The sequence below is a fragment of the Candidatus Zymogenus saltonus genome, from assembly GCA_016929395.1.
Lineage (GTDB): Bacteria > Desulfobacterota > Zymogenia > Zymogenales > Zymogenaceae > Zymogenus > Zymogenus saltonus.
The window spans coordinates 94,210-120,301 of record JAFGIX010000027.1; the positions used below are offsets into that span (position 1 = coordinate 94,210).

Below are 26,092 nucleotides of genomic sequence, written 5' to 3' on the forward strand. Positions count from 1 at the left end.
CAAATATGTCTTGACAAAAGAGTACAATTGAATATATGATATAAAGGTGATTTTACCAAACTCTCCGCTACAGAATTGGCGCTACAGAATTAGCAAAATTTCTCTTTCAAGGGGCAATCAAAAATGAGTGAAAGGTTGGGACAGCTGCTTGTCAGAAATAATCTGATTACTTCCGAAGAGCTGCAGAAGGCGATGGCGCAGCAGAAGAGTTCCGGCGGGAGACTCGGACAGGAGTTGACGAAGCTCGGCTTCCTGTCTGAAACGGAGATAACCGAATTCATCAGCTCCCAGTATAACGTTCCATCGATCAACCTTAAGGATTACGAGATCGACAAATCGGTATTGAAATACGTCAATTCCAACATCGCCAAGAAAAATATGCTCATACCGATATCCCGCTCCGGCTCAAATCTGGTTATCGCCATGGCGGACCCCTCCAACATGCAGGTGGTCGAGGACGTAAGGTTCGTTACCGGTTTCAACGTCGATGTGGTCGTGGCGGCTGAGGCCGACATCATCGACGCCATAAAGAGGAACTACGGAACCAGGGGATTGGAGGGCCAGGGGTCTGTGTCCTTGGACGCCAAGGATTACGATTTCGACGATGAAGATGGCTCCGGCGCATTCGGCGATATGGACGACGACGGAGTTGTCGAGGTGGAGGACTTCGACGCCCTTGTCCACGGCGCCGTGGACACCGTCGAGGTTATCGACTCGTCCAGCGATGAAGACTCCACAGAGAACGTCGAAGCCCCCATCATAAAACTCGTAAACGGAATCCTAATCAAGGCAATCAAGCTCGGCGTATCGGACATACATTTCGAGCCGTACGAGAAATCCTACAGGATAAGATACAGGCTCGACGGCGTGTTGAGAAAGGCGATGGGGCTTCCCCTCAAGATCAAAAACGCCATCACGTCGAGGGTCAAGATCATGGCGAGGCTCGACATCGCCGAGAAACGCCTCCCCCAGGACGGTCGCATCAAGCTAAAGCTCGGCAAGAACAGGGAGATGGACTTCAGGGTCTCCGTCCTTCCGGTCCTGTATGGCGAAAAGGTCGTTTTGAGGCTCCTCGACAAGTCGAACCTTCAGCTTGACATGACAAGGCTGGGCTTCGAGGTGGAGGCGCTGGAAAAATTTAAGGACGCAATCCACCAGCCCTACGGTATGGTTCTTGTTACGGGCCCCACCGGCTCCGGGAAAACAACCACGCTCTATTCAGCCCTCTCAGAGCTCAACAAGGAATCCGACAACATTATGACCGCGGAAGACCCGGTGGAGTTCAACCTTGGAGGAATTAATCAGGTACAGATGCACGACGAGATCGGCCTCAATTTTGCGGCCGCATTGAGATCGTTCCTCCGTCAGGACCCGGACATAGTCATGGTGGGGGAGATCAGGGACTTCGAGACCGCCGAGATCGCCATCAAGGCCGCCCTCACCGGCCACCTCGTCTTGTCCACGCTCCACACAAACGACGCCCCATCCACTGTCAACCGGCTCCTGAACATGGGGGTCGAGCCCTTCCTTGTCACCTCATCCCTCAACGCAATAGTGGCCCAGAGGCTCGCCAGGAGGATATGCGAGCACTGCAAGGAAAAAATCGACGTCCCGGCCCAGGCCCTTATCGACATCGGCGTCTCCCCGGACGAAGCGGGAGAGATCGATGTCTACAAGGGAAGGGGCTGTTCCACATGCGCCAATACGGGATATAAGGGGAGGGTCGCCCTCTACGAAGTGATGAGAATGAACGACGAGCTCAAGGAATTGATCTTAAACGGTGCCTCAACAATCGAACTCAAGCGTGAAGCAATGCGCCACGGAATGAGAACATTAAGACAGGCCGGCATCCTGAAAATCAAGGAGAAGGTCACCACCATCGAGGAAGTATTGAGGGCGTCCGCGGCGGATTCATAAATCTTAAAAACATAAAAAAATGAAGAGGATCTCTTTATGGCAAGTCTTCACCAACTCTTGAAAATAATGGTAGAAAAAGGGGCCACAGACCTGCATATCACAACGGGAACGCCGCCGCAGATCAGGATCGACGGGAGACTCGTCCCCCTATCCATGGACCCCCTAACAGGGACCGATACAAAAAACCTCTGCTACAGCATCCTGACCGACGCCCAAAAACACAAGTTCGAGGAGAACAACGAGCTCGACCTCTCCTTCGGCGTGAAGGGACTCTCAAGATTTAGGGCGAACGTCTTCATCCAGAGGGGAGCCATGGCCGCCGCCTTCAGGATAATCCCGTATAAGTTCATGTCCTTTCAGGAGTTGGGACTCCCGCCGGTGGTCGAGGAGCTCGCAAGAAAACCGAGAGGCCTGATCCTGGTAACAGGCCCCACCGGATCGGGCAAGTCGACAACGTTGGCATCTATGATCAATAAGATCAACGAGGAGAGACACGAGCATATCATCACCATCGAAGACCCCATCGAGTATCTCCACCCCCACAAGGGATGTATCGTCAACCAGCGGGAAGTGGGGGCCGATACGGAAGGATTCAAGACGGCCCTGAAATATATCCTGAGGCAGGACCCCGACATAGTCCTCATCGGTGAGATGAGAGACCTGGAAACCATAGAGGCGGCCCTCACCACCGCAGAAACGGGCCACCTCGTCTTTGCAACACTCCATACAAATTCGGCCGTCCAAACGATAAACAGGATAATAGACGTCTTTCCGCCCTACCAGCAATCACAGGTCAGGGCTCAAATATCCTTCGTGCTGGAAGGGGTTCTTTCTCAGCAGCTTATCCCAAGGGCGGGGGGCAAGGGAAGGGTGCTGGGGATCGAGGTCATGGTGCCCAACGCCGCCATCAGAAACCTCGTCAGGGAGGATAAAATCCATCAGATATACTCCATCATGCAGGTGGGCCAGGCAAAATTCGGAATGCAGACCATGAACCAGTCCCTATATACCCTCTATACAAAGGGAATGCTGACATTGGACGTGGCAATGGGGAGGAGCTCCGATCCCGAGGAGCTAAGGAATATGCTCTCAAGGGGGACGACCGCCACCACAAAAACCGGTCAACCCCAGGCCCAGGCTCAGGCCCAGACCCAAAGGGGCGGGGGGATGCCGCAATAAACCATCACCCCGCACTATTTCGACGGGACTCTATGGAACGGGTGATCGGGCGATAATGAGAAACGCCTTAACAACGGGGGGAGTAACATAGATAAAGGGGGGTCGGGATGAAGGGGGGCTGGGAATCGGGGGAAAATAGCAAGAGGGGGGAGAGGGAAAGCGGGGAAACGGGGGAAACGCAAGCGAAGGTTATTTGCAGACTTCATCCCATGTAGGGACTTGGAAAAACGATAAAGGCTGTTTTTCTTAAAAATTCAAGAACTTTTAAAGAGCACATTCTTTCATCGGGATAGACGGAGCAATTTTTTACGGGGGGCGGCACGGCGTTTTGTCAATTTTGTAAACAGAATAAAGCACCGCCCATTAATGACGCCGTTTTTATCATAATTTGTTTAATCTTAACCGTGAAGACATAAACGCTTTTCATCGATATATAAAAGGGGAGTAAAATGCCTGTTTTTAAATGGTCGGGGAGGGACAATACCGGGGCGATGCAAAACGGCGAGGTAGAGGCCGCAAACCAGGCGGCGGCAACGGCGCTTTTAAAACAAAGAAATATAACTCCCAGCGCCCTTTCGGAGAAAAAGGGCTTCAGCATGGACAAGGATATGACGATTCCGGGCCTCGAGCCCAAGCCCACCAAAAAGGATCTTGTAATCTTTACACGTCAGTTCGCCACCATGATAGACGCGGGTCTTCCCCTTGTTCAGTGTCTGGATATCCTCGGAAGCCAGCAGGAAAAGAAGACCTTCAAGAACATCATCTTCAACGTCAAGGAAGATGTTGAAGGCGGGGCAACCTTTGCCGATGCCCTGAGTAAGCACCCCAAGATATTCGACGCCCTCTACGTGAACCTCGTGGCGGCCGGCGAGGTCGGCGGTATCCTCGATACGATCTTAAACCGTCTCGCGGCCTACATCGAGAAGGCCGAGTCACTAAAATCTAAAGTCAAGGGCGCCCTTGTCTATCCCGCAACCATCGTGGGAGTGGCCGTGGTCGTCACGGGAATTCTTATGGTTTTTGTCGTTCCGATGTTCCAGGAGATGTTTGCCGGCGCCGGCGTTGCATTGCCGGTTCCAACCCAAATCCTTGTAAACTTAAGCAACTTCGTCAAAACAAAACTCTACATCGCCATAATCGCCGGTATTGTATTCGTTATCTCCTTTACATACTTTTACCGAACCGACTTAGGCAATAGAATAATAGACGATCTCATATTAAAGGTGCCGGTCTTCGGCTCACTGTTGAAAAAAGTCGCGGTCGCCCGCTTCACGAGAACCTTGGGCACCATGATATCCAGCGGCGTTCCCATCATGGACGCCCTTGAAATCACCGCAAAGACCGCCGGAAACAAGACCGTGGAAATCGAGGTTATGGCCACAAGGACCGGCATCAGCGAGGGAAAAACGATCGCCGAGCCGATGAGCCAAAGCAGGGTGTTCCCGCCCATGGTGGTCCAAATGGTGGCCGTGGGAGAGGCCACCGGTAACATGGACGCCATGCTCAACAAGATAGCGGATTTCTACGACGATGAGGTCGATAACGCCGTTGCGGCGCTTACCTCCCTCTTGGAGCCTATGCTCATGGTCTTCCTCGGGGTGGTAGTCGGCGGAATGGTCATCGCCCTATACCTCCCCATATTCAACATGGCCGCCGCAATGGGGGGAGGATAATCTTAAATCCAATAACAGCCGCCCATACATTCAAAAAGCGTTATACCGGGTTTAAGATTATCGGCGACCATACCTTCCATCTTTCTTCTTAAGAATCATGGCGTCTAAAAAAAGAAAAAAACAAGTCGGGGATTTACGGAAAAACATCGAGATATTGATGTTTTTCCGTGTAGTCATTATCTCCGTCCTTCTCTGGACCTCGGTAATCCTGCAAATCACCGAAAAGGGATCCCAGCTCGTCCCGGACGTCAAGCTGATTTACTTCCTAATCGCATTTACCTACTTTCTGACGGCGATATATATCCTCCTTTTCAGGATACTCAAAAATCTCAAGATCTTCGCATATATCCAATTTTTTCTCGACGTTTTCATCGTCACCGCCCTGATATTCATCACCGGGGGCATCGAGAGCATATTCGCTTTTCTCTATATCGTCATTGTCATAAGCGCAAGCATCGTCCTATATCGATCGGGGGGGTTTCTCACGGCGTCCCTCTCCGGAATACTCTACGGCGTCCTCGTCGACCTTGACTACTACGGAATAATATCCCCCTACATCAGCGGCGCAAAGCTCAGCTACAAGGAAAGCGATATTTTCTACAATATCTTCATCAACATCGTCGCCTTCTATCTCGTGGCGTTCCTCTCCGGGTACCTCGCCGAACAGCTCAAGAGGGCCGGGGAAGAGCTCATAGAAAAGGAGATAGACTACGAAGAGCTGAAGATATTGAACAACGACATAATCCAGAACATCCAGACCGGAGTAATCACGATAAACACGAACAACGAGATCATCTCAATAAACCGCCAGGCGGAAAAGATCACTGAAACGACTCTCGAAGATGTCTACCTAAAGCCTATAGGAGATCTGCTGTCGGGCATCGCGTCCAAAATCAAGAGAATCGAGAATACAAGATACAAAGACAGCCTGAACCGCTGGACGATGGAATATGAGACCAAACACAAGAAGAGATACGTGCTCGGCTTCTCCGTCTCCCCGTTAAAAAACGCCCGCAGAAAAACAGTGGGGAAGATCATCCTTTTTCAGGACATCACCCGCCTCATGGAGATGGAAGAGGAGGTAAAAAAATCCGACAGGCTTGCGACCCTCGGCAAGCTCGCCGCCAACCTTGCCCATGAGATCAGAAATCCCCTGGCCGCCATGAGCGGATCAATCCAGATTCTAAAAAACGAGCTGTCTCTGGAGGGGAAAAACGTAAACCTCATGGAGATAATACTCCAGGAGATCGACCGGCTGAATCACCTCATAACGAATTTCCTTATGTACGCGAAACCGATAGAGGTAAAAAAGGAGATGCTGGACATAACAAGCGTTATCAACGAAACCATCGCGGTCTTCAAAAACACTCCCAAGGGGGAGAGCAGGATCGGGATCGAAACCACGTTTTCCGACGACGCGAACATGGAAGGCGACTTCCAGCAATTAAAACAGGTCTTCTGGAACATCTTTCTCAACTCATCCGATGCCATATCCGACGGCGGAACGATAAAGGTGAGCGTAGGGGAAAACAACGAGGATTACAGGGGATTTTTGGTGATTAAGATCACAGACAACGGAGCCGGAATAGAGGAGGATATTCAATCGTCGATCTTCGATCCCTTTTTCTCCACAAAGGACGGGGGAACGGGACTCGGCCTTTCGACGGTCAAGCAGATCGTCGAGGCCCACGGCGGAGTGATCGAGGTCGACAGCAAGGTGGGAGTCGGAACCGACATCCTGATCGCGTTTCCGAGAGGTCAATCCCCATTGTAATGGGAACTCCCCGAGAACGGCAGAAGAGAGCTGATCCCGGCAAAAAACTTTTTGCGCATGCCCCGAAGCCCTTTAAAAAACAGATATTTTGAATAAAATAACAAGATGAAACCTCTAAAGCCCATCAATCCCGCGATTGCGATCCTGATACTCACGCTCACCCTGATTCCATTAAAGGTATACTCCGAACATACCCTTGAGCCCATCGATGCGCTCAGGAAGTGCATCGGCACAATGAAGGGCGTCAACGACTACATTCTTGTCGTTCACCAGGTACAGAGGGTCGGGGGCAAGCTTCTGCCGGAGGAGGTGATATTATACAAATTCAAGAGGCCGAACTCGGTCTATCTCCGCTCCATAGGGGAAGCAAACAATGGACAGGAAATTATCTATCGGGAGGGGTGGAACGACGGCAAGATGATGGGACATTTAGGTGGAGCCCTCAATGGGATCATCTTAAATCTAAAACCGGGCGCGGACATGGCCAACAAAAGGTCCCGGCATACGATAGACAAATCCTCCCTTGTATATATGATGAACACCCTCGAAAGAAGCATGGACTACGCCAAGGCCCATCCGGAGGACAACATGATAGTCGAGGACATTGGGACGAAAAATATCTTCGGAAAACCGGTAAGGCTCATAAGGATAAAACTCCCCCACGGCAAGGATTATCCCTACTACGCCCCGGTCTCCATCTTCGGGATAGACATGGAGCGATACCTCCCCTTATACTACAGGTCGTACGGCCCCGACGGGGAAATGTGGGAGGACTACAGATACAGGGACCTCAGAACCAACGTCGGGCTGACTGATCTCGACTTCGATCCTAAAAACCCCGAATACAACTTTCAATAACCTGAAACTAATCCGCCGCTTCCGAGAGCCTCACAGCGTTTAGGGACCCAAAATAGGAAGGGGTGAAAAGAGAAAAAACTAAAATTCACCTTCCCGTCATTCCTGCTTGACAAGAACCCCCCTCAGATACTATTATTGTCCGACAATCACGGGGGCTTCCAATTTTAATCGGAAAGATATTCCTATCATGAAGCAAAAAATAGCGATAGCAATTTTGCTTTTCTCCATTATCGCCGTCTCGGGATGCATCGATGTATTGTATGAGATCACCATCGACAAGGACGACTCCGAGCTCGTTACCCTGAGGATCGACGCCCCGGCCCTCGTCGCGCCCTACCTCAAGGATCTCATAACCGACATGAGAAACAACGGATTCAGCGTCGAGACCGTGTACGAGGTGGACAGGGTGACGGTAACCGGACAGAAGAGGCTGATGAAGGGACACTGGGAGATACCTACAGTCCCGGGATATATCAGGGTTACCAAGGTCAACGCCTTCGACTTTTCAGTTACCGACTACGTTCTCTTCAAGAGGTATGTCCTGAACGTCAACTACACCTATGTAAGGGAGCGGACAAAGAGCACGAGCGGGAAGGATATAGACTTCTTTCAAAACATCCCCCTCACGTTTGTCGTCAACTACAGGGGGAGAATCATAAAAACCAATGCCACAAATTGGAACAAGAAAAGCGCCACGTGGGCGCTGAACATGAAGAGGGTCGGAAACCTCGACATCCAGCTCGTTACCTACAAGGTCAACTATCTTCTTGTCACCGCCATAATCATGATTTTCTTCGGCATCTTGGCCCTCGGGATATACTTTTTAATGAAACTGATAAGACCGGTTGCCCCTCCGGCGAAGGCCCCGCCCAAGGAGATCACCGGACCCGATCCCCCACTGGCTATCCCACCGCCTAAGGGGGGAGGCAAAAAGAAGGATTGATCGACGGAGGTCTTTCCGATCCGATTTCGAAAACAGTGGGGCCGGCCCGTAAAAGGGGGGTGTCGGTGGCCGGGACCTTTCAAGAAGACCCCTCGTTGCTATAAAGTCTATCGGACCGCCTATGAACAGGTTAAAATCCCTGATACACGTACTTCTTGGGACAACCGTCGTCCTCGTCGCCTCCGGCTTGCTCTCGCCTGGGCCGGGGCATGATCCCTACTCAAAGGCCGTAAACCCGACCGGTTTAGACGTCCTGTTTTACGTATCTGAGTCGTGCGCGGAGGAAGCCGCCGGGGAATCCCCCGCTTCTTCCGACTGCGCGAAATGGGGGTCGATAAACGGGATCGATCTGACGGCCCCCTTCGCCTCCATCACAACGGATGAGCTCCTCGCCATCTCGCTGGGGTCCATGCACGAAGACCTGGTCAGGGACGGCCTGCCCTGGTTCGGCGCCGTAAGGGACGACTTCAAACGGGCGCCCCGGAAACACCAGGGGCTCGACTTTTACGGAGACGACCTCATGATAAGGGCTATGGCAGACGGGACGGTTACGGTGAGAGAGAACAGAAAAAATGCGGGCTACTACGTGATAATCAGCCACGGAAGGGGGGTGGAGACCCTCTATATGCACCTGAAAGAGGCCTACGGGGGGCCGAATCGGGTAAGGCGGGGCGACGTACTCGGGTTGACCGGCATATCCGGAAACGCCGTATCCCCCCAGCTTCACCTCGGCATCAGGGTGGATGGAGCCTACATAGACCCGGTTACGCCGCTCAAGGAAACCGAAGATAGCGGTATAACAAAACTCATCGCCTATTACGAGTCCCTCTTTGAGACAAAGACGGCCGCAAGGAAGCATCTCGTTTCCGCATATCTATCGAGGGACACGGAGATTAAACGGATCGAGACGGGAAGGGCTATCGAGCTCTTGAGGTCAATCTCGTACGATGAACAAGTCTCGGCTTGGCTGAAGAGATTCACGGGAGAGTAAAATCCACGGCCCCCTCATTCCCCCGGCTCCAATTCCCCCATTACCCCGAGCCTCCCCAATCAAACAATCAGATCGGCTCCTCCCAGCTCCCTCATTCCCCCAGTTTTCTCCCAGTCTCTCAAGCCCCCCAACCCCTCTATTGTTATAGTATAGCCATTTCCCCATTCCCCCTCCCCAATCCTCCCAATTCCCCCTGCCTTCCCCAATCCAAACAATCTAATCGGCTCCTTACCGCCCCCCCATTTCTCAATCCTTCTCAACCTCTCCTTTTCCCAATTCCCCCGTTCCCGAAACCGGTTCATTCCCCCGATCTCTCCGTTTTTTAGTCTTGCCATCGCCGGCCGGCCGAGACGGTCATTGCGCAAAGGTATATATCGGGATCAGCTCCGAGATCGCGGTGTCCTCGTATTCCCTTCCTGGGAAGACATCCATGATCTCGATCTTTATCACATCATCGATATTGACGAGATGGCTCCCGAGGCTCACCGTCTGCTCCCTCATGGTATCCTCGAGGTGCCCGTTGTATATTTCCGTCCCATTAAAATATATTTTTATCTTCCTTACCCTTCCGTTTTTTAACCAGGTCTCCCTGTCCTTGCAGTAGCCGTTGTTCAGCTCAAATCCCTTCAGGTAAATGTAGTTTTCCACATTGCCGGCAATATTCATCAGTCTCAACGTGATGAATTCGCCGACACCGCCCCCGCTTACCCCCTCCACCCACGCGGTTCCCATCTGACCGTCAAAGAGCCTGTAGACATCGTAGTAATTCTGCCCTTGGGGGGCCAGGTGGGAAGAGGAGCGCAGCTCCCACTCGACCTCCTGGCTTAAAGAGATTGAGGGGAGTAAAAAAAGAGCCAGGATAAAAAGGATCGTAACCTTACAAATCAAAAACCCCCCGAAGCCTCCCGAGCCGCTTCTGTTTGATCGCAATAGTTTCATGGCCTTCTCCATTATTTAATCCAATGCGTAAAGGTGATCGTCGTAGCAGCCGAAGTATAAAACGCCGCCGATGACGACAGGGGACGACAGAATCCCGCCCCCAATCTCTTGACGCCAAATCTGTTTTCCCTCGGCGGCGTCAACGGCGTAGAAATCGCCCTTCATGCTGCCGAAGTAGACCCTGCCCCCCGATACGGCCGGGGAGGAGTGAATATCGCTTCCGGCGTTGAAGCGCCACTTTTCCGTGCCCGTGGCCGCATTTAGCGCATAGAGGAATCCGCCCTTGCTGCCGACGTAGACCACGCCGTCATCCACGGCCGGGGACGACATAACGTATCCCGCGGCCTTGAACTTCCACTTCTCTTTGCCTGAGGCTGTATCCAGTGCGTAGACGTTGGAATCGGCGGAGCCGACAAAAACGAGGCCGCCGGATACCGCGGGGGTCGAGACCACGTCCCCTCCCGTAATGTAGCGCCACTTTTCCGTGCCCGTCTTCGCGTCTACGGCATAAAGATTCTTGTCCTTGCTGCCGAAGAAGACGGCCCCCTCAAAAACCGCCGGTGACGAGTTCACGTCTCCCTCGGTCTTAAAGCGCCACTTCTCGACGCCAGTCCCGGCGTCAACGGCGTAGAGGTTGTTGTCCACGCTGCCGAAGTAGACAACCCCCTCGGACACCGCGGGAGAAGAGGTTATATCCCCCGCCGCCTTGAAGCGCCACTTTTCAGTCCCTTTCTTTGCGTCCACGGCGTAGAGGTTTTCGTCCCAGCAGCCGACGTAGACAACCCCCCCCGAGACCGCCGGGGAAGACGAAACCCAGTGACCCGTCGAAAAGCGCCACTTTTCAGTCCCTTTCTTTGCGTCCACGGCGTAAAGGCTCCTGTCGTGACTCCCGAAGTAGACAACGCCCTTCGAGACCGCGGGGGAAGAATATATATCCTTCTGGGCCTCGAACTTCCACAGGACGGACCCGGAAGGCGGCTTGCCGGTCGTGGAGTAGGAGTTGGTCCTCGAGGGGCCGCCCTTGAACATCGGGACGTAGTTCTCTCTTCCCATCTTGCCGCAGGAAAATAGAATAAGCGCGGATACGATCATGACCAAAATCAAAGGGTAATAAATTTTTATCTTTAAAATCCCTTTACTCATCGCTATCTACCCCCTAATAAACATTTTAAGCTTACTTACTTTTAAAAACGCGGTTCTATCAACCCACCGCATCTTCAAGGATAATCCCGGGAACCGCCTTGTTCAGATGGCGACAAATCGCGGCCCCCGGCACGAGACAGACCAGACCTATATCATCGAGACGGATCTTGGCGCCCCCGGCGAGCGAGCCTATCCGCCTTGTAATCCCTCTCGGATTGAGACCCACAATCTCCTGGGCTAGAAAATCCTCAGTGGTGATCCCATGGCTCCTGGCGAGGTCGTTGAGGCCGTCGGTGGAGAGGAGCACGGTGTCCCCCCCCTCGATCACCTCGTCGATCTCAGACAAAAACTCGGCCTGAAACAGCCTCGGCGCCCTCCCGATCAGAAAGTGATTGGTCTTCGTCAGCCTCGAAACCTCTCCCGTCCCGGCGGAGATCTTAAAGATCATGCTGTCTCCGGTATGAAGGATGGCGGAGTAAAGCCCGCACCTCCCCCTCCCGGCCGAGCCTCCTTCCCCCTCATCCCTCAAACCGGTAAAGAGGGCCGAGAACGTCGTGGCGTTGTGGTAGTCCGTCCCCTTGGATATAACGTTCGCCGTCTCGACAAGCTCCTCAAACGCCCCCTTAAAGAGACTCTCGGAAAAGATCCTGGGGGGTGAGCCGAAGTTGGGCGAACCATGGATGGCCGCCCTCAGCTTCTTGATAAAGACCGACGAGGCCGAGGGATTTCTCTCCGGGCCGTCGGCCACGGCCACAATGCCGAGGTTGAGATCGATGTATACCGAATCCCCGATCTTTCCCGCATTGAAGTCCCCTCCCCTGCCGTTTATGGGCCTGCTCCTGCCCGGTATCAAGGACGCCGAGCAGACATCGGGGATATCGAACGTCAATATCCTCCCCCCCCTTACCCCCCTTCCCTCCTCTCCCCCTTCCGACCTCCCCTCCGACTTCCCGCCCCCCTTGTCCTCCCCCTTACCCTTAATATTATCTCTGATCAAACCCCTTCCCTCTTTCAATGGAATTATCAAATTAATACAGGATGAATTTCAGCGCCAAACCATCGCCCGCTCGATATCCGCCCCCACACACACTGATTATTTATCATAAGGCGTATGTCTTTGGCAACCTTTTTATTTTAGGGCCGAGAAACAGATTTGCGTCCCTGTCCCCGCTTCGACGGCAAAACAGAGAATAAAATCCATCATTTTATTGACAACGAGGAGAAGTCCCGGTATTATTAACGGCAACAGATATTATTTCAACTTCTCACTCCTTTACACACAAACCAATTGGAGTCGCCGTTATATGTCAAATATCACAAAAAAGAAGATAGGAATCCTCGGCGGACTATCGCCCGAATCCACCACTGTCTACTATAACACCATAACGCGTGGATATTTGAAGGAGACCGGGGACGAGTATTATCCCGACATTTTGATTTACAGCGTCGACTTTCAGAAATATTCGGAGTGGTTCGCCAACGGAAAGTGGGAGGAGGCGGGCCGTGATATGGCCGACGTCTTCGAGAGGTTGAGGTCGGCCGGAGCGGACTTCGGCCTCATCGCCTCAAACACCCCCCACCGCTCCCTCGAATATATCCTGCCGAACACATCGCTTCCAATACTCTCCATCATCGACGTCACCGCAGACGCGGTAATAGCCTCCGGGGTGGGCCGCGTGGGACTCTTGGGAACGCGCTTTACCATGCAGGAGGAGTTTTACAAGGAAGGTCTTAAAAAGAAGGGGCTTGACGTGATCGTCCCGGAAGAGGACGAGATAAACGAGATCAACCGGATCATCTACAATGAGCTTGTAAAGAGCATCTTAAACGTCAGGAGCAAACAAAAGCTCATCAATATCATCGGGGAGCTCTCCAAGATGGGAGCCGAGGGGGTAATCTTGGGCTGCACGGAGATTCCCCTCATAATCGGAGTCGATGATGCCGCTGTTCAGCTCTTCGATACGACGAAGATTCACGCCGAGGCCGCGCTGAAGCATTCTCTCAAGGGATGAGGTAGCGTGTAACAGTCGAGTCAGTAAATGCTTTATATTTAATATGGTAACATGAATGGAGTTGCATGAACCTGAATGTAAGGAGATGGATATGAAAGACGAAGCTGTTAAGCTCATGTGTGAGTATCTGAAGATCGATACTACAAATCCCCCCGGCAACGAGGAGAAGGCTGTGGCCTTTTTCAAGAAGATATTCGAGGGAGAGGGGATTGAATACAAAACGTACGAACCGAAGAAGGGGCGGGTCTCGATCCGCGCCCAGCTTTCCGGAAGCGGGGAGAGGGGGCCGGTCTTGATGATCAGCCACACGGACGTCGTCCCCGCAAATCGAGACGAGTGGAGCTTCGACCCCTTCTCCGGCGAGATCGTGGAAGGCATGATACGGGGGCGCGGCGCCCTGGACATGAAGGGGATCGGGATTATGGAGCTTACGGCCCTTCTGACCTTAAAGCGGGAGGGGGCGAAGCTAAACCGCGACCTCGTCTTTCTTGCGGCGGCGGACGAGGAGATGGGCGGAGCGGAGGGTGCCGGCTACCTCGTCGAAAACCACTTCGACGACTTCAGGGCGGACGTAGTCCTGAACGAGGGGGGATTCGGGGTGAGCGACATCATCCCCGGAAGGCCGGTGATGATGATTTCGTCGGGCGAAAAGGGGATATGCTGGCTCAAACTCATCCGGGAGGGCCTCCCGGGCCACGGCAGCGCCCCCCACGGCCAGAACGCCCTGGAAAACCTGAACAAGGCGCTGGTCAGGCTCCTCTCTGAAGAGACGCCGATCACCATAACGCCCATCATCTCCGAATACTTCAAAAACCTCGCCTCCGGCTGGGAGTTCCTCAAGCCCTTCGTGGAAGACGGCAGGGAAGAGACGCTGGTCAAGGTCCTCAAGGAGAGCGGTCTCCTCGCCCTTCCCCAGATAGCCGCCATGGTGAAAAACACGATAAGCCTAAACGTAATGAAGGCCGGCGACAAGACAAACATAATCCCCAGCCACGCCGAGGCGGTATTGGACTGCAGGGTCCTGCCGGGCCAGGACATAGACGAGTTCATAGGCCAGATTAAAAGCAAGCTCAAAGATGACGAGATAAAGATCGAGCCGATCGAGAGGAGCGACTCGACCGAGTCCCCCACAGACACTGAACACTACCGGATTATAGAAGAGACGGTAGCGGATCACTTTCCCAATGCCGTGATCGCCCCGTCCTTACTTATGGGGACGTCCGACTCCCGCTTCCTCAGGAAGAAGGGGATACCCTCCTACGGCATCTGCCCCGCCTTCGTGCCGATGGAGCACATAAAGATGGTCCACGGGATCGACGAGCAAATCTCGGTGGAGAACATGATAAAGGGAAGCGAGGTCTTTACCGACATCGTAAGAAGGATGGTCACGGGTTAGGATTCAAATGCAATTCTAAATGATCTATTTAAAGGGGGGTGGTTGCTCCCCTTTATTTTGAACAGCGCTGATGATCAAGACGTACGGCGCTGACATAACCGTAATTGGGAAAAGCGCCGTTTGAAACATATTAGATGTAAAAAATAATAGCAAGATCGGAATCAGACCGCCTTTAGGATATGCACGCCCAGGGCCGCCTCCTCGACCCCGATGACGCCGCCCCCGTTTATGTGCATCCCGACCCTGGCGCCCCTGACCTGGCGCTTTTTTGCCCTTCCCCGAATCTGGGTCACTAACTCGTAGACCTGGGCGAGCCCCGTGCACCCCACTGGGTGCCCTCGGGAGACGAGCCCCCCGCTGGTGTTCGTGGGTATCTCCCCTCCCATATCTGTGGCTCCCGTGGAGCAGAACTCCCCTGCGTCCTCCATACTGCAGAAGCCGGCCTGGGCCGCCTGGTATATCTCGCCGAAGGTGGTGGCGTCGTGAAGCTCAAGAACTTCGATATCTTTCGGGGTGACGGAGGCTTCTTTGTATGCAATCTCAGCCGCCCGCCCCGAGATGTCGGCGTCGAAATCCCCCCTGTCCCTCCCGGACACAAGAACCGATGCCAGAACGAGGACCGGATCATTGATCCCCCTCCCCTCCTTGAGATACCGCTCCGAGCAGACGACCGCCGCCGCACACCCCTCCCCCGTGGGGGCGCACATCGCCCTCGTCAGCGGATACGTTATCGGCTTGTCGTTCAGGACATCCTCCGCCGTGAAGTCCCTCGTGTACTGGGCCTTCGGATTCATCGTGCTCATGTGATGGGTCTTTGCGCACACACAGGCGAGCTGCCTCTGGGTCCAGCCGTAGCGCTCCATCATCTTGAGGGTCTTTACGGCGTAGTAGTCCATGAAGGGGCTCCTTCCTACCCCCACGTCGGTCTCCTCGAAGGGGGTTTCGGTGAGCCTCGATTTTTCACGGCGCCACTTCTCGATATATTCACCCTTCCTGTCCTGCTCGCAGCCGTTCCAGAAGGCCGAAAGACCCATGTACGGAAGGGCCGCCTCGATCTCCGGGTGGTTCGGAAGGTCGTCGAAATCGGGCGTCATCTTCTCGATCCCGACGGCGAGCGCCAGATCCGAGACCCCGGCGACAACGTGGTTCACCGCCTGGTTGAGGGCCGTTGTGGCGGAAGCGCAGGCGTTTTCCACGTTCACCATCGGGGCCCCCTCGAAGCCGAGCCTCCTCAAAACCACCTGGCCCCGGATGGAATGCTGGCTCGTCAACATCCCCTGGGCGCAGTTTGCGTACCATATCCCCCCGATTCTCCTCCTGTCGCCCATGTCCTCCATCGAAAGGCCCGCATCGGACATCGCCTCGCCGACGGCGAATCCGGCCATCTCTTCGTAACTCCCCCCCTGCTTGGATATTTTTGTCATCCCAACGCCGATGATATATACCCTCTCTTTCATTCCGTGTCCCCCGTAATTGCACTGTCAGCCTATGCCGGATATCATATCATATCATTCAAAAAACATATCGCTATTTCGCCCTGTTTGAGATTGTACAGTACAAAATATGTCAAGATTTTTGTAAGAAATTTCTTTGCATAAACTCTTTATATTTGTTCAACAATATTGTATAATTGTCCCGGACTATCATCCGGGGGGGTAAGATGAGCGGTGAAGAAAAGATGGCGACAAATCTTGGAATCCGGGGCGGCCTGGACGCGATTCGCGAGATCCTCGGCGACAACGGCGCAAAGATACTGTTCAGGAACATCGGCCTGATCCATATTTATGAAAATCCCCCGGCATACACCTGGGAGCCTTGCCTCACCATCCCGGAGCAGGCGAGCATATACACAGAGGTGGAAAACCTTGTCGGCCTGAACGGGGCAATGGGCATCTGGCGAAGGATCGGGTACACAACAATAAGATACATCGACGAATTCGGCCACGTCTTCGACTCGATTAACGACCTTCCATCGGAGGAGCGTTTCAACAGAGCGATGGAGATGTACGTCGCCGGCTCCGGAAAGGGGAGGATCGCGGTAAACGAGAGGGGTCTCTACGATCTGGACGTGTACGACTGCATCCACTGCGCCGGACACAGGACCAAAAGGCCTATGTGCAACCACTACGTCGGGCATATTCAATATATCGCCGATTACGCATTCGGCAAAAACGCATTAACGGTCAAAGAGGTGAAGTGCAAGGCCCTCGGAGACGAAACCTGCTACTTCACCGCGATGAGGAAGTAGTCGAGACATGCAAATTTTGTTGGGTGAGGGGTTATATATTTCAGCCGATTTCACTTCCCCGTCATATAGCAGATGGTAACGATTAAGGACGTGAGGGAGGCCGCCGGGAGGATAGATCCCCATATAAACCGAACACCGGTTGTGACCTCCAGGACGGTAAACGAGAAATTGGGCGCCTCCCTCTATTTCAAGTGCGAGAGCTTTCAGCGGGCCGGGTCTTTTAAAATACGGGGCGCCTTCAGCGCAATAAGCCTCCTTAACGAAGAGGAGAAGACAAGGGGTGTCGTGGCCCACTCCAGCGGGAACCACGCCCAGGCGGTGGCGCTGGCGACTCGGCTTTTGGGAGTGAAATCCACGGTGGTCATGCCGAAGGGCTCCCCCGATGTCAAGGTCGCCGCAACCCGCGGCTATGGCGCCGAGATCGTCTTCTCAGAAAACTCGGAAGGAGCGAGAATCGCAGAAACCGAGCGGCTGATCGAAGAGCACGGATATACGCTGGTCCACCCTTACGACAACGACAATGTCATAGCCGGGGCGGGAACGGCGGCCCTGGAGCTTTTGGAAGAGGTCAAGGGGATAGAGGTATTAATCGCCCCGGTCGGCGGGGGAGGACTCCTCTCCGGCACGTCGATCTCGGCCAAGGGGATCGACGAAAATATAGAGGTCTACGCCGCTGAGCCTGCGAGGGCGGACGACGCCTTCAGATCGATAGTTGCGGGGCATATCGTAAAGAACGAGCGCCCCCCCGACACCATAGCCGACGGCTTGAGGACGAGCCTCTGCGAGCGGACATTCGAGATCATCCGTGAAAACGTTTCAGGGATCGTAACGGTCTCGGAAATGGAGATAGTCGAGGCGATGCGCTTTCTCTGGGAGAGGATGAAGCTTGTGGTGGAGCCGTCGGGGGCGGTTTCGGCGGCAGCCCTCCTCTCGGGGAAGATCGACGTCATGGATAGAATGGTCGGGGTAATCATCAGCGGCGGAAACGTCGATCTCGAGAGATTCTTTTCCGCCCTGAAGGTTTAGCCGTAAGAAGGGTGCGGGATAAAAAGAAACTGTTGAGCCGACCTCGTTGAGATATGAGATATAGAATCGCTGGCGAAGAATTGAAGCGCGAAAGAGGCAAGGCTTCGACTACCTCGAAAAATTATGAAAGTGGTTTCCGACAGTAATGTTATATTGAAAATGAACTCTGTTCAGCTTAAAATATAGGAATTGAGCGGGCAGACTTATAGTCTCGCCTTAATTGGAAAACGCTTTTGACAATTTTGAATATTTCGCCCAGACCCGGGCGGACAGGGAGGTTTGTATTTCATTTTGATGAGAGGTTTTTTGTTGCAATGCATGCGGGGTGAAAAAGATCGTACGGCGCGCATCGGCGGAAACGGGAGATTTGCGACGCGGACTCGGCGAGCGTCACTTCAGGCCCAGCTTTACGCTATCTTGACAAAAAGGAGACCCGAAAATGGCTGAAGCAAAGATGCGTCTCGGCGATTTCCTCGTGAGCAGAAAGATAATCACGGAGAGTCAACTAAGCAGGGCCCTTCAACACCAAAAACAGTGGGGGGGGAGGCTCGGGGAGGCGCTGACATACTTGAGGATCGTCTCGGAAGACAAGCTGCTTGCCGCCCTGAAATATCACCTTGAGATCCCGATTATGGACCTCCAGGAAATCAATATCCCATCCGATGTGATCAAGCTCATTCCGAAGGAGATGGCGGGAAAATTCAAGGCCGTCCCGGTAAGGATTGCCGTGAGCTTCGGTAAAAAGACCCTCCTTGTGGCCATGTCCGACCCCCTGGATATAAAGGCCATCGAGGAGATTCAGTTCGCCTCCGGCTACAGGATTCAGCCGGTCCTGTCAAAAGAGCACTCCATAATGAACGCCCTCAGCCACTATTACAATTTCGACACGGGTTACATAGACCCGAGGGACTCGCGTCGACTTAGCAGTGGAGACGGCAAGGATGAAAATTACAGCGATGATGTGATGACGATAATAAGGGGCGGAGACGAGCTCAAGATCACCTCCACGGGCGAGGTAATCTACGACGACGGCGAGGAGATAAAGCCGGCCAAGGTCGGCGGCGACGGCAAAGATGAGCCCCCAAATGACACATCCCCCAAAGAGGCAAAGAGATCTAAGGGGGATAACAAGCTCCTGAGGGCGCTGATAAAGATATTGATCGAGAAGGAGTATATCACCATAGATGATCTCAGGGAAAAGCTCGAGGAGTGAAAGGGGCCGATGAAGGTAATCGATCTTAAACTTTTTAAATGCGATGTCAATCGAGGTATACTTATAAGGTAGCATACTGATAATATATATTTGAACGTTTTATTTAATAATTGACTTCATGTCTCCCCTCCATTCATCGGGACAAAGACCCGTGTAATTATCGGGGGGAAACGCGATAGTGAGATTATTATGCAAAAAAAGGTGCGTCTGGGCGATTTATTGGTTGAGAAAAAGATCGTCACCGAAAACGACATCAAAAGGGCCCTCGGTTATCTGAAGGAGCACGGCGGCAAGTTGGGGCAGGCACTGGTCGCCTTGAATATCATCTCGGAGGAGAAGCTCCTGACGGCGTTGAGATACCACTTCAATATCCCCTCCGTTAGCCTGAAAGATAAGTCGATCCCCGAAGAAATCGCCAATATGCTGCCGGCCGATATCGCGAAAAAGTACGCGGCCATTCCCGTAAAGAAGGATGAGTCCGGTGGGAAGAAGACGCTTTTTGTGGCCATGTTGAATCCCCTCGATCTCAGCGCCATAGAGGATATGCAGTTTGTAACCGGATTTAAGATCAAGCCCGTCCTCTGCAAGGAGAGCGAGCTTTTGCCAATTGTCGAGCGTTACTACGGCAAGTTGGAACGGGGGGAGATTTCCGATGATGGTCCCGCCTGGTCGGGAGATAAGGCTTCAGACGTCAGCGGGGAAGAGGAAGAATGGATCAAGAAGATGGACAACGAAGTCTCCATGGAAAAATCCAAGAAAAAGAAGGAGCTTGACGAATCCCACTACTCAACCCTTAAACAGGAACGGATAATAATTCGCGCTCTGGTAAATCTCCTTATCCGCTACGACATATTCTCCGTAGAGGAGATCGAGGAGGAGATCAAGAGGGTGGAGAGGAAATTCACCGTATGAGATCCGATTTTCTAAAACGCTTTTTAAAGAATAGACTCGCCGTTTCGGGATTCGTAATCGTCCTACTCTTCTTCGTGGTCTCTTTTCTCGCGCCGGTAATCTCGACCCACGATCCTGCGGAGATCGACCGCGAAAACGTCCTGTCGCCGCCGAGCACAGATTATATATTCGGCACCGACAAGACCGGCAGGGACGTTTTTTCCCGGATGGTCTACGGCTCGAGGATCTCGCTGAAGGTTGGATTCGTGGCGGTGGGGATATCCCTCGTAATCGGGGTGTTCATCGGCGCCCTGGCGGGCTACTATGGCGGATTTACGGACGCCGTCATCATGCGCTTTGTGGATATAATGCTCTGTTTTCCAACATTCTTTCTGATATTGGCGGTCATAGCCATTCTGGAGCCGAGCATCTGGAACATAATGATCGTAATCGGTATAACGGGGTGGATGGGCGTGGCGAGGCTTGTGCGGGCGGAGTTTCTCTCGCTTAAACAGCGCGACTTCGTCCTCGCCGCCAAGGCCCAGGGGGCGGGGGGGATGAGAATCATCTTCGGGCATATCCTGCCCAACGCCATGGGGCCGATCCTCGTTGCGGCGACCCTGGGCGTGGCCGGCGCCATCCTGACCGAGAGCGCTCTCTCGTTTCTGGGAATCGGGATACAACCGCCCACCCCGAGCTGGGGCAACATCCTGACCGAGGGCAAGGACACCATTGAGATAGCGCCGTGGCTCTCCCTCTACCCGGGGCTTGCCATCCTCGTCACCGTCCTCGGCTACAACCTCCTCGGAGAGGGGATAAGGGACGCCCTTGACCCCAGGCTCAAGGAGGGGGTCTCCGAGTAACCTTAAATCCGTTGAAGTCGGCTCGACGATAGAGCGAAAGGGGGTCGTTCTCATGGTATTCAGGCGTATCGCTTGGGGCATATTTTTATTTTTCATCGGCGTTTTCCTTTTTTACCTAACCTTCAGGGGACAATTCACCCTCTCCCAATTTCTCGGCGGCTTCAGGCTCCCCTTGCTGCCTCTCGGTCTGTTTTTCTCCGTATTGGGCCTCGTCTTCTACATAGACGGGCGAACCATTCAGAAACAGAGGCGCATGAGGGACAGGGATGCCCACCCGCGACATACGGAGCACGATCGTGGACACCATGATCTGACGGCCGATGAGATTCCCCACGAAAGCGACCTCGAAGTGCCGAAGGAAAAGACGTGTCCGAACTGCAAGAAGAGAATATATAAAGACGCCAAGGTATGCCGCTTCTGCGGGCACGAGTTTGCCGTCACCTATATCCTAAAGGTCTACGGCCCGAAGGACAGAAAGAAGTTCAAGCTCCTGGTCAAAAGGCTCTCCGAAAGGCTTGGGAAGCCCCCGGATGACATCGAGCACCTCCTGGAGCTGGGGATGAGGTTCAGATCGCCGACTGAGGCAAAGCTCGAGGAGAACAGGGCAAGGTTCGAGAGGTTCGGCTGCAGGGTCGAGTCCTACAAGAAGGTCGCGAGGGAGTAGCCGGGTTTGGACGGGGCCGCGATGTTGAGTGAAGGAGGAAGAGGGGAAGGTCAACCTGCCCGATTGTTCGGCGGGGAAATGGTGAATCAGGGGGGGGTCGGTTTTTCTACAATTCTAAACAAATCCAAACAAAATTATTTCACCTCCTTCAGTACCTCGTATCTTCTAACCGGATATGGGACATCGCCAATATCGAATACGCCCCCATCGACAACTATAAACCCTGCTCCCATATATATCTCCCTGATCTTGTCGTAGGTCTCTCTCGTATCGCACGTCCCCTCCCTGTTGTCACCCCACTCGATAAGGATAAGCCCCGGCCTCCCGTACCTGCTCTCGACAAGGCGCGAGTGAATCTCGAAGACGTCGTATCTGGGGGAGGAGACGCCGATGTGGATTACGAGGTCGTAGCGCCTATCTATTACGAAACGGTTGCTGATGGAGCATGTCCATATCCGGTCCGGGAACCTCGATTTACACTTATCTATCGCCCTCTCGTTCATGTCAAACCCGGTGTATTGGGCGTCCGAAAACTCCCCCAGGATGTGAGCCGACAGGGGGCTCGTCCCGCACGTCACGTCCAATATCGACAAGGGCGCAGAGCCGTTCTGCCCCCCGGTCTCATCACTCACCCCTTCGCAAAGGGACCGGATGTGGGGCCTCACCGCATCGAACAGGATTTTAGCCCTCTCGCTCTTTTCACCGGCGAGGTAGTCGCACGGGATGGGCCTGTCCTTTTTTTTCCCTCCCTTCCCCAATGATCTGTCCCCCCTGACCTTTATAATATTAACGGTATGATACTTCAGATCAAGACGATTTTAAAGGGTAGATTTATAATACGGATAAAAACTTCGGATCAAAAAGCAAGGATTCTTTTCCAATAAACACGAGATATAAATCCTTGATTTTGAACCTGAAAAAGTGTATAAAATATTTCAACCCAAAACTTGGAAGGGAGACTTAAAAACCTATGTGGATAAAGGAGCCGGGCCCGATAACAGACAGGATCACCCTTTTGGGAAAGGAGGAGTCGTGCGTCTACCTCGTGGGGAAAGACGAATATTCCATTTTGGGCGGCGGGATGACCTACGTCGTGCCGGACATTGTTAAGCAGCTCGATCGTCTTAAGATCGACAGGTCGAAGATAGGGAGGCTTCTGATCCTTCACTCCCACTTCGACCACGTGGGGGCGGCCCCGGGACTCAAGAAGCTGATCCCTGGTCTTACGATCATCTCCTCCCCGAGAGGGATGGAGCTTCTTAAAAATCCGAAGGTGGCCGACTCGATAAGGGAGCTCAATATGGGCCTCCTCTCGGCAAACGGACTGGCTGACAAGGCGGGCGAGTTTGGCCTTGACTACGAATCCTTCCCCGTTGACGACACCGTGAGCGGCGGGGACGTCGTAAACTGGGGGGGCGTTGAGCTTCAGATTATAGACGCCCCCGGCCACTCCTCCTGCTCCATAGGGGTCTACATGCCCGAGGACAAGGCGCTCTTTGCCTCGGACGCCGGCGGCATCCCCTTCGGAGATACCATCTTCGCCTCCGGAAACTCGAACTTCACCAAGTATCAGGAGTCCCTCGAGCGCTTCGCGACATACGACGTCGAGATCCACCTGGCGGAGCACTACGGCGCCTTCACGGGAGAGGAGGGAAGGTCTTTCATGAAGAGGTCGATCGAGTCGGCAAAGAGGACGAGGAAATATCTGGAGGAGTCCTACGCGAGGACGGGGGACATCAGGGAGTCGACGGCGGAGCTTACCGACCTCATCATGGAGGAGGCGGAAGGCTACTTCCTCCCCAAACCTGTCATGGAGATGGTCGTGGAGCAGATGGTAAGACACATCGCCAAGGTGATGGATGGATAAACCTTTTGGAGGACTTGGAACATGAAGACTAAAAGATATTTTAAACTGGTCGCCTTTATTTTGATCTCATTGTTTTCCGCTGCGCTCATCTTTTCGTGCGCCGAAAAGCCGGCGGAGGAGACGGCCGAGGGAGCAGTCGCTCCGGGGGCGACGATCCTGATCGGGACGAGCGGCCCCCAGACCGGCCCCGTCAGCACCCTGGGGATCATTCAGCGCTCCATGAAGGCCTACTTCGACGCTGTCAACGCCGACGGCGGGATCAACGGGAGGAAGATCGAGCTTATTATCCTCGACGACGCCTACGACCCGGCGAAGACTCGGGCAAACGTTATCAAATTGATCGAGGGGGAGAAGGTCTTCGCCATCGTAGGGATCCTCGGGGCGGCGAACATCGGGGCCGTGATCGACTACATAGACAAGAGCGACGTACCCTGGGTGGGTCTCATCGCCGGAAACCGCGCCCCCGCAACACCCCCCAGGGACAACGTCTTTGTGGGATCGCCGGAGCACTACTTCGAGGCGAAAATCCTGACCAACTACGCGGCAAACGAGCTCGGGGTCAAGAAGATCGGTATCTTGTATCAGAACGACGACTTCGGAAAGGAGGGCCTTACCGGGGCCAAGGAGGCCGCGGAAAGGCTTGGGATAGAGATAGCCGCGGAAGTCCCCTATGAAGTGATGGACACCGATTTCTCCGCCCACGCCCTTGCCATGATGAACTCCAAGGCGGAGGCGGTGATCCTCTACGGGCACACCCCCAAGGTGTCGCTGTTCGTCAAGGCCGCAAACGGACTCGACTACAGGCCGATCTACATCGGCTCCACCACGGTCAACGACACCAAGATGTTCGACCTGGCCGGTGAGGCTTGGGACGGGGCGCTTGTCGGCTCCTACACCCCCGATCCCTTCGACGACAGCGAGGCGTCGAAGTGGTACAGGGAGGCCCTACATGAATACGCCAACGAGGCGGATAAGGTCGTCGGGTCGATGAGCCTCAAGGGATTCTACTACGGAGACTTTCTGGTGGAGGGATTGAAGAGGACGAAGGAGCCGTTGACCAGGGAGAACTTCATAAAGACGATGGACTCGTTTGACAACGTCGACGGTCTGTTCATCCACGGGGTAACCTACAATCCCGAAAGCCATGGCGGCCCGAACTCCTTCTGCATAATGAAGGGGGTCTACAAGACGAGGTCGTACATAAAGATCACCGACTGGCTCTCCCCGAATTAAGGGCCGGGCCTTCCTATCGTTCGCGTTTTTTTGAGGGCGGGGCTTTGGTTGAATTTTTATAAGATCAGGGGGCGTTTTTAATATTTTCTAAAATTGAATTGCGACCCGTTTCCTTTATTCAGGATTGCCCGTTAATTTAGGATAGACATGAAAACCCTTGACGAAAAGACAAGGAAGCTGATCCTCTCGTTTCAGAGAAACGAGATAACCGAGCATATCATCTACAAGATCCTCTCTGAGAGGACAAAAGACCGCAACAACAGCGAGGTCCTGAAAAATATATCCGCAGAGGAGCTTGAGCATTACAACTTCTGGAGGAAATACACCGGCGAGGATGTGGGGCCGGACAGAAAGAAGATATGGTTCTACATATTCGTGTCGAGGGTCTTCGGGCTTACCTTCGGGATAAAGCTGATGGAGAAGGGCGAGACAAGCGCGGAAACAGCCTACGGAGAGATCGCAAGGGAGATTCCTGAGGCCAGAGATATCGCGGATCAGGAGGACGCACACGAGAGGGAGCTGATGTCGATGATCGACGAGGAACGTCTCCGCTACGTGGGATCGGTGGTCTTGGGGCTGAACGACGCCCTTGTCGAGCTTACCGGCGCCCTCTCCGGATTCACGCTGGCCCTGCAGGACACAAAGCTAATAGCGGTCGTGGGGCTGGTCACCGGAATATCCGCCTCGCTTTCCATGGCGGCCTCCGAGTACCTGGCGACAAAGACCGAAGAGGACGAGAAGCACCCGTTAAAGGCCTCCCTCTACACCGGCGCCGCATACATAGCGACAGTGTTCATCCTGATCCTCCCCTTCTTCTTCTTCGGCAATCCCTTCGTCTCCTTAGCAGTTACGATAACGAGCGCCGTTATCATCATCATGTTCTTCAACTACTACATCTCGGTGGCGAAAGACCTCCCCTTCAGGAGGCGGTTTTTGGAGATGGCCGCCATAAGCCTCGGCGTCTCGGCGATCTCCTTCTTTATCGGGCACCTCGTCAGGATAATCTTCAAGCTGTAAGAAGAAGGTCTGCAGGATTAATAGCCCCCATCCTAAAACCGTCCCTTATAAAGGTTTAAAAAGGCATGTTTCCCCTCTTCCGGCAGCTCGACAGCCCCGCCGCAGTTGGGACACCTGGCCGGAATGAACTTCGCCATCTTACCACCCCTGTATAATGAACAGACGGAATGAATATAAGTATTTGTGCCGTGTAATATTAACAAATTTAAAGAGGCCGGCCTTAAACCTCGATTATCCAATGATAG

The 26,092-nt window shown here is 53.5% G+C and carries 24 protein-coding genes; 18 read left to right on the forward strand and 6 right to left on the reverse strand.

Going from position 1 to position 26,092, the window contains the following annotated elements; translation table 11 throughout:
* Positions 1-123: 123 nt before the first annotated feature.
* The 7 genes from pilB (at position 124) to JW984_05910 (ending at position 9,335) form a co-directional block, all read left to right on the forward strand.
* Positions 124-1,917 (forward strand): type IV-A pilus assembly ATPase PilB, encoded by a 1,794-nt coding sequence (gene pilB / locus JW984_05880; GenBank protein MBN1572712.1) that lies wholly within the window; start codon positions 124-126, stop codon positions 1,915-1,917.
* A 36-nt stretch (positions 1,918-1,953) separates the two neighbouring features.
* Complete coding sequence (locus tag JW984_05885) at positions 1,954-3,096, forward strand: type IV pilus twitching motility protein PilT (GenBank protein ID MBN1572713.1); 1,143 nt, start codon at positions 1,954-1,956, stop codon at positions 3,094-3,096.
* 449 nt (positions 3,097-3,545) lie between these two features.
* Positions 3,546-4,769: a type II secretion system F family protein gene (locus JW984_05890; GenBank protein ID MBN1572714.1), complete on the forward strand. Its 1,224-nt coding sequence runs from the start codon at positions 3,546-3,548 to the stop codon at positions 4,767-4,769.
* Positions 4,770-4,926: 157 nt separating this feature from the next.
* Positions 4,927-6,543 carry a PAS domain-containing protein gene (locus JW984_05895; GenBank protein ID MBN1572715.1) on the forward strand — a complete coding sequence of 539 codons (1,617 nt, stop codon included), beginning with the start codon at positions 4,927-4,929 and terminating at the stop codon, positions 6,541-6,543.
* Positions 6,544-6,648: 105 nt separating this feature from the next.
* The gene (locus JW984_05900; GenBank protein MBN1572716.1) at positions 6,649-7,401 is read left to right on the forward strand and encodes a DUF1571 domain-containing protein; all 753 of its coding nucleotides are present in this window, start codon (positions 6,649-6,651) and stop codon (positions 7,399-7,401) included.
* A 187-nt stretch (positions 7,402-7,588) separates the two neighbouring features.
* Positions 7,589-8,344 carry a hypothetical protein gene (locus JW984_05905; protein MBN1572717.1) on the forward strand — a complete coding sequence of 252 codons (756 nt, stop codon included), beginning with the start codon at positions 7,589-7,591 and terminating at the stop codon, positions 8,342-8,344.
* Between the two features lie 121 nt (positions 8,345-8,465).
* The gene (locus JW984_05910; protein MBN1572718.1) at positions 8,466-9,335 is read left to right on the forward strand and encodes a M23 family metallopeptidase; all 870 of its coding nucleotides are present in this window, start codon (positions 8,466-8,468) and stop codon (positions 9,333-9,335) included.
* A 59-nt stretch (positions 9,336-9,394) separates the two neighbouring features.
* Here the strand turns inward: JW984_05910 and JW984_05915 are convergent, their stop codons facing one another.
* Genes JW984_05915 through JW984_05930 form a run of 4 tightly spaced genes read right to left on the reverse strand, consistent with a single transcriptional unit; the run spans position 9,395 to position 12,414 of the window.
* Entirely contained in the window at positions 9,395-9,670 is a 276-nt protein-coding gene (locus JW984_05915; GenBank protein MBN1572719.1) for a hypothetical protein, read from the reverse strand.
* 19 nt (positions 9,671-9,689) lie between these two features.
* Positions 9,690-10,274 (reverse strand): hypothetical protein, encoded by a 585-nt coding sequence (locus tag JW984_05920; protein ID MBN1572720.1) that lies wholly within the window; start codon positions 10,272-10,274, stop codon positions 9,690-9,692.
* Positions 10,275-10,289: 15 nt separating this feature from the next.
* Complete coding sequence (locus JW984_05925; protein MBN1572721.1) at positions 10,290-11,417, reverse strand: PQQ-binding-like beta-propeller repeat protein; 1,128 nt, start codon at positions 11,415-11,417, stop codon at positions 10,290-10,292.
* Positions 11,418-11,475: 58 nt separating this feature from the next.
* Entirely contained in the window at positions 11,476-12,414 is a 939-nt protein-coding gene (locus tag JW984_05930; protein ID MBN1572722.1) for a hypothetical protein, read from the reverse strand.
* A gap of 307 nt (positions 12,415-12,721) precedes the next feature.
* On the opposite strand from JW984_05930, the gene JW984_05935 reads away from it, so the two are divergent.
* Together JW984_05935 and JW984_05940 are read left to right on the forward strand one after the other, a co-directional pair.
* Positions 12,722-13,429: an amino acid racemase gene (locus tag JW984_05935; protein ID MBN1572723.1), complete on the forward strand. Its 708-nt coding sequence runs from the start codon at positions 12,722-12,724 to the stop codon at positions 13,427-13,429.
* Between the two features lie 91 nt (positions 13,430-13,520).
* Positions 13,521-14,825 carry a M20/M25/M40 family metallo-hydrolase gene (locus JW984_05940; GenBank protein ID MBN1572724.1) on the forward strand — a complete coding sequence of 435 codons (1,305 nt, stop codon included), beginning with the start codon at positions 13,521-13,523 and terminating at the stop codon, positions 14,823-14,825.
* A gap of 161 nt (positions 14,826-14,986) precedes the next feature.
* On the opposite strand, the gene JW984_05945 is transcribed toward JW984_05940, so the two are convergent.
* Positions 14,987-16,282 carry a thiolase family protein gene (locus tag JW984_05945; GenBank protein ID MBN1572725.1) on the reverse strand — a complete coding sequence of 432 codons (1,296 nt, stop codon included), beginning with the start codon at positions 16,280-16,282 and terminating at the stop codon, positions 14,987-14,989.
* Between the two features lie 203 nt (positions 16,283-16,485).
* On the opposite strand from JW984_05945, the gene JW984_05950 reads away from it, so the two are divergent.
* The 6 genes from JW984_05950 (at position 16,486) to JW984_05975 (ending at position 21,730) form a co-directional block, all read left to right on the forward strand.
* Positions 16,486-17,073, forward strand: a complete 588-nt coding sequence (locus tag JW984_05950) for a 4-vinyl reductase (protein ID MBN1572726.1) — start codon at positions 16,486-16,488, stop codon at positions 17,071-17,073.
* A gap of 72 nt (positions 17,074-17,145) precedes the next feature.
* Complete coding sequence (locus JW984_05955) at positions 17,146-18,099, forward strand: pyridoxal-phosphate dependent enzyme (protein ID MBN1572727.1); 954 nt, start codon at positions 17,146-17,148, stop codon at positions 18,097-18,099.
* Positions 18,100-18,538: 439 nt separating this feature from the next.
* The gene (locus JW984_05960) at positions 18,539-19,312 is read left to right on the forward strand and encodes a hypothetical protein (protein MBN1572728.1); all 774 of its coding nucleotides are present in this window, start codon (positions 18,539-18,541) and stop codon (positions 19,310-19,312) included.
* A gap of 189 nt (positions 19,313-19,501) precedes the next feature.
* A complete protein-coding gene (locus JW984_05965) occupies positions 19,502-20,224 on the forward strand; it encodes a hypothetical protein (protein MBN1572729.1) in 723 nt (240 codons plus the stop codon).
* Positions 20,221-21,066, forward strand: a complete 846-nt coding sequence (locus JW984_05970) for an ABC transporter permease (GenBank protein MBN1572730.1) — start codon at positions 20,221-20,223, stop codon at positions 21,064-21,066. Before JW984_05965 ends, JW984_05970 begins: the two co-directional genes overlap by 4 nt.
* A 52-nt stretch (positions 21,067-21,118) precedes the next feature.
* Positions 21,119-21,730 (forward strand): zinc ribbon domain-containing protein, encoded by a 612-nt coding sequence (locus tag JW984_05975; protein MBN1572731.1) that lies wholly within the window; start codon positions 21,119-21,121, stop codon positions 21,728-21,730.
* Positions 21,731-21,864: 134 nt separating this feature from the next.
* On the opposite strand, the gene JW984_05980 is transcribed toward JW984_05975, so the two are convergent.
* Positions 21,865-22,488: a class I SAM-dependent methyltransferase gene (locus JW984_05980; GenBank protein MBN1572732.1), complete on the reverse strand. Its 624-nt coding sequence runs from the start codon at positions 22,486-22,488 to the stop codon at positions 21,865-21,867.
* Between the two features lie 212 nt (positions 22,489-22,700).
* On the opposite strand from JW984_05980, the gene JW984_05985 reads away from it, so the two are divergent.
* From JW984_05985 to JW984_05995, 3 genes are all read left to right on the forward strand, one after another.
* The gene (locus JW984_05985) at positions 22,701-23,597 is read left to right on the forward strand and encodes an MBL fold metallo-hydrolase (protein ID MBN1572733.1); all 897 of its coding nucleotides are present in this window, start codon (positions 22,701-22,703) and stop codon (positions 23,595-23,597) included.
* A gap of 21 nt (positions 23,598-23,618) precedes the next feature.
* Positions 23,619-24,830 carry an ABC transporter substrate-binding protein gene (locus JW984_05990; GenBank protein MBN1572734.1) on the forward strand — a complete coding sequence of 404 codons (1,212 nt, stop codon included), beginning with the start codon at positions 23,619-23,621 and terminating at the stop codon, positions 24,828-24,830.
* Between the two features lie 147 nt (positions 24,831-24,977).
* Positions 24,978-25,847: a VIT1/CCC1 transporter family protein gene (locus tag JW984_05995; protein ID MBN1572735.1), complete on the forward strand. Its 870-nt coding sequence runs from the start codon at positions 24,978-24,980 to the stop codon at positions 25,845-25,847.
* Positions 25,848-26,092: the final 245 nt, after the last annotated feature.

Bases quoted from the DNA above. Each gene is read 5' to 3' on its own strand.
- pilB (MBN1572712.1), top strand. From the start codon at position 124: ATGAGTGAAAGGTTGGGACAGCTGCTTGTCAGAAATAATCTGATTACT.
- JW984_05885 (MBN1572713.1), top strand. From the start codon at position 1,954: ATGGCAAGTCTTCACCAACTCTTGAAAATAATGGTAGAAAAAGGGGCC.
- JW984_05890 (MBN1572714.1), top strand. From the start codon at position 3,546: ATGCCTGTTTTTAAATGGTCGGGGAGGGACAATACCGGGGCGATGCAA.
- JW984_05895 (MBN1572715.1), top strand. From the start codon at position 4,927: ATGTTTTTCCGTGTAGTCATTATCTCCGTCCTTCTCTGGACCTCGGTA.
- JW984_05900 (MBN1572716.1), top strand. From the start codon at position 6,649: ATGAAACCTCTAAAGCCCATCAATCCCGCGATTGCGATCCTGATACTC.
- JW984_05905 (MBN1572717.1), top strand. From the start codon at position 7,589: ATGAAGCAAAAAATAGCGATAGCAATTTTGCTTTTCTCCATTATCGCC.
- JW984_05910 (MBN1572718.1), top strand. From the start codon at position 8,466: ATGAACAGGTTAAAATCCCTGATACACGTACTTCTTGGGACAACCGTC.
- JW984_05915 (MBN1572719.1), bottom strand. From the start codon at position 9,670: ATGGCAAGACTAAAAAACGGAGAGATCGGGGGAATGAACCGGTTTCGG.
- JW984_05920 (MBN1572720.1), bottom strand. From the start codon at position 10,274: ATGAAACTATTGCGATCAAACAGAAGCGGCTCGGGAGGCTTCGGGGGG.
- JW984_05925 (MBN1572721.1), bottom strand. From the start codon at position 11,417: ATGAGTAAAGGGATTTTAAAGATAAAAATTTATTACCCTTTGATTTTG.
- JW984_05935 (MBN1572723.1), top strand. From the start codon at position 12,722: ATGTCAAATATCACAAAAAAGAAGATAGGAATCCTCGGCGGACTATCG.
- JW984_05940 (MBN1572724.1), top strand. From the start codon at position 13,521: ATGAAAGACGAAGCTGTTAAGCTCATGTGTGAGTATCTGAAGATCGAT.
- JW984_05945 (MBN1572725.1), bottom strand. From the start codon at position 16,282: ATGAAAGAGAGGGTATATATCATCGGCGTTGGGATGACAAAAATATCC.
- JW984_05950 (MBN1572726.1), top strand. From the start codon at position 16,486: ATGAGCGGTGAAGAAAAGATGGCGACAAATCTTGGAATCCGGGGCGGC.
- JW984_05955 (MBN1572727.1), top strand. From the start codon at position 17,146: ATGGTAACGATTAAGGACGTGAGGGAGGCCGCCGGGAGGATAGATCCC.
- JW984_05960 (MBN1572728.1), top strand. From the start codon at position 18,539: ATGGCTGAAGCAAAGATGCGTCTCGGCGATTTCCTCGTGAGCAGAAAG.
- JW984_05965 (MBN1572729.1), top strand. From the start codon at position 19,502: ATGCAAAAAAAGGTGCGTCTGGGCGATTTATTGGTTGAGAAAAAGATC.
- JW984_05970 (MBN1572730.1), top strand. From the start codon at position 20,221: ATGAGATCCGATTTTCTAAAACGCTTTTTAAAGAATAGACTCGCCGTT.
- JW984_05975 (MBN1572731.1), top strand. From the start codon at position 21,119: ATGGTATTCAGGCGTATCGCTTGGGGCATATTTTTATTTTTCATCGGC.
- JW984_05985 (MBN1572733.1), top strand. From the start codon at position 22,701: ATGTGGATAAAGGAGCCGGGCCCGATAACAGACAGGATCACCCTTTTG.
- JW984_05990 (MBN1572734.1), top strand. From the start codon at position 23,619: ATGAAGACTAAAAGATATTTTAAACTGGTCGCCTTTATTTTGATCTCA.
- JW984_05995 (MBN1572735.1), top strand. From the start codon at position 24,978: ATGAAAACCCTTGACGAAAAGACAAGGAAGCTGATCCTCTCGTTTCAG.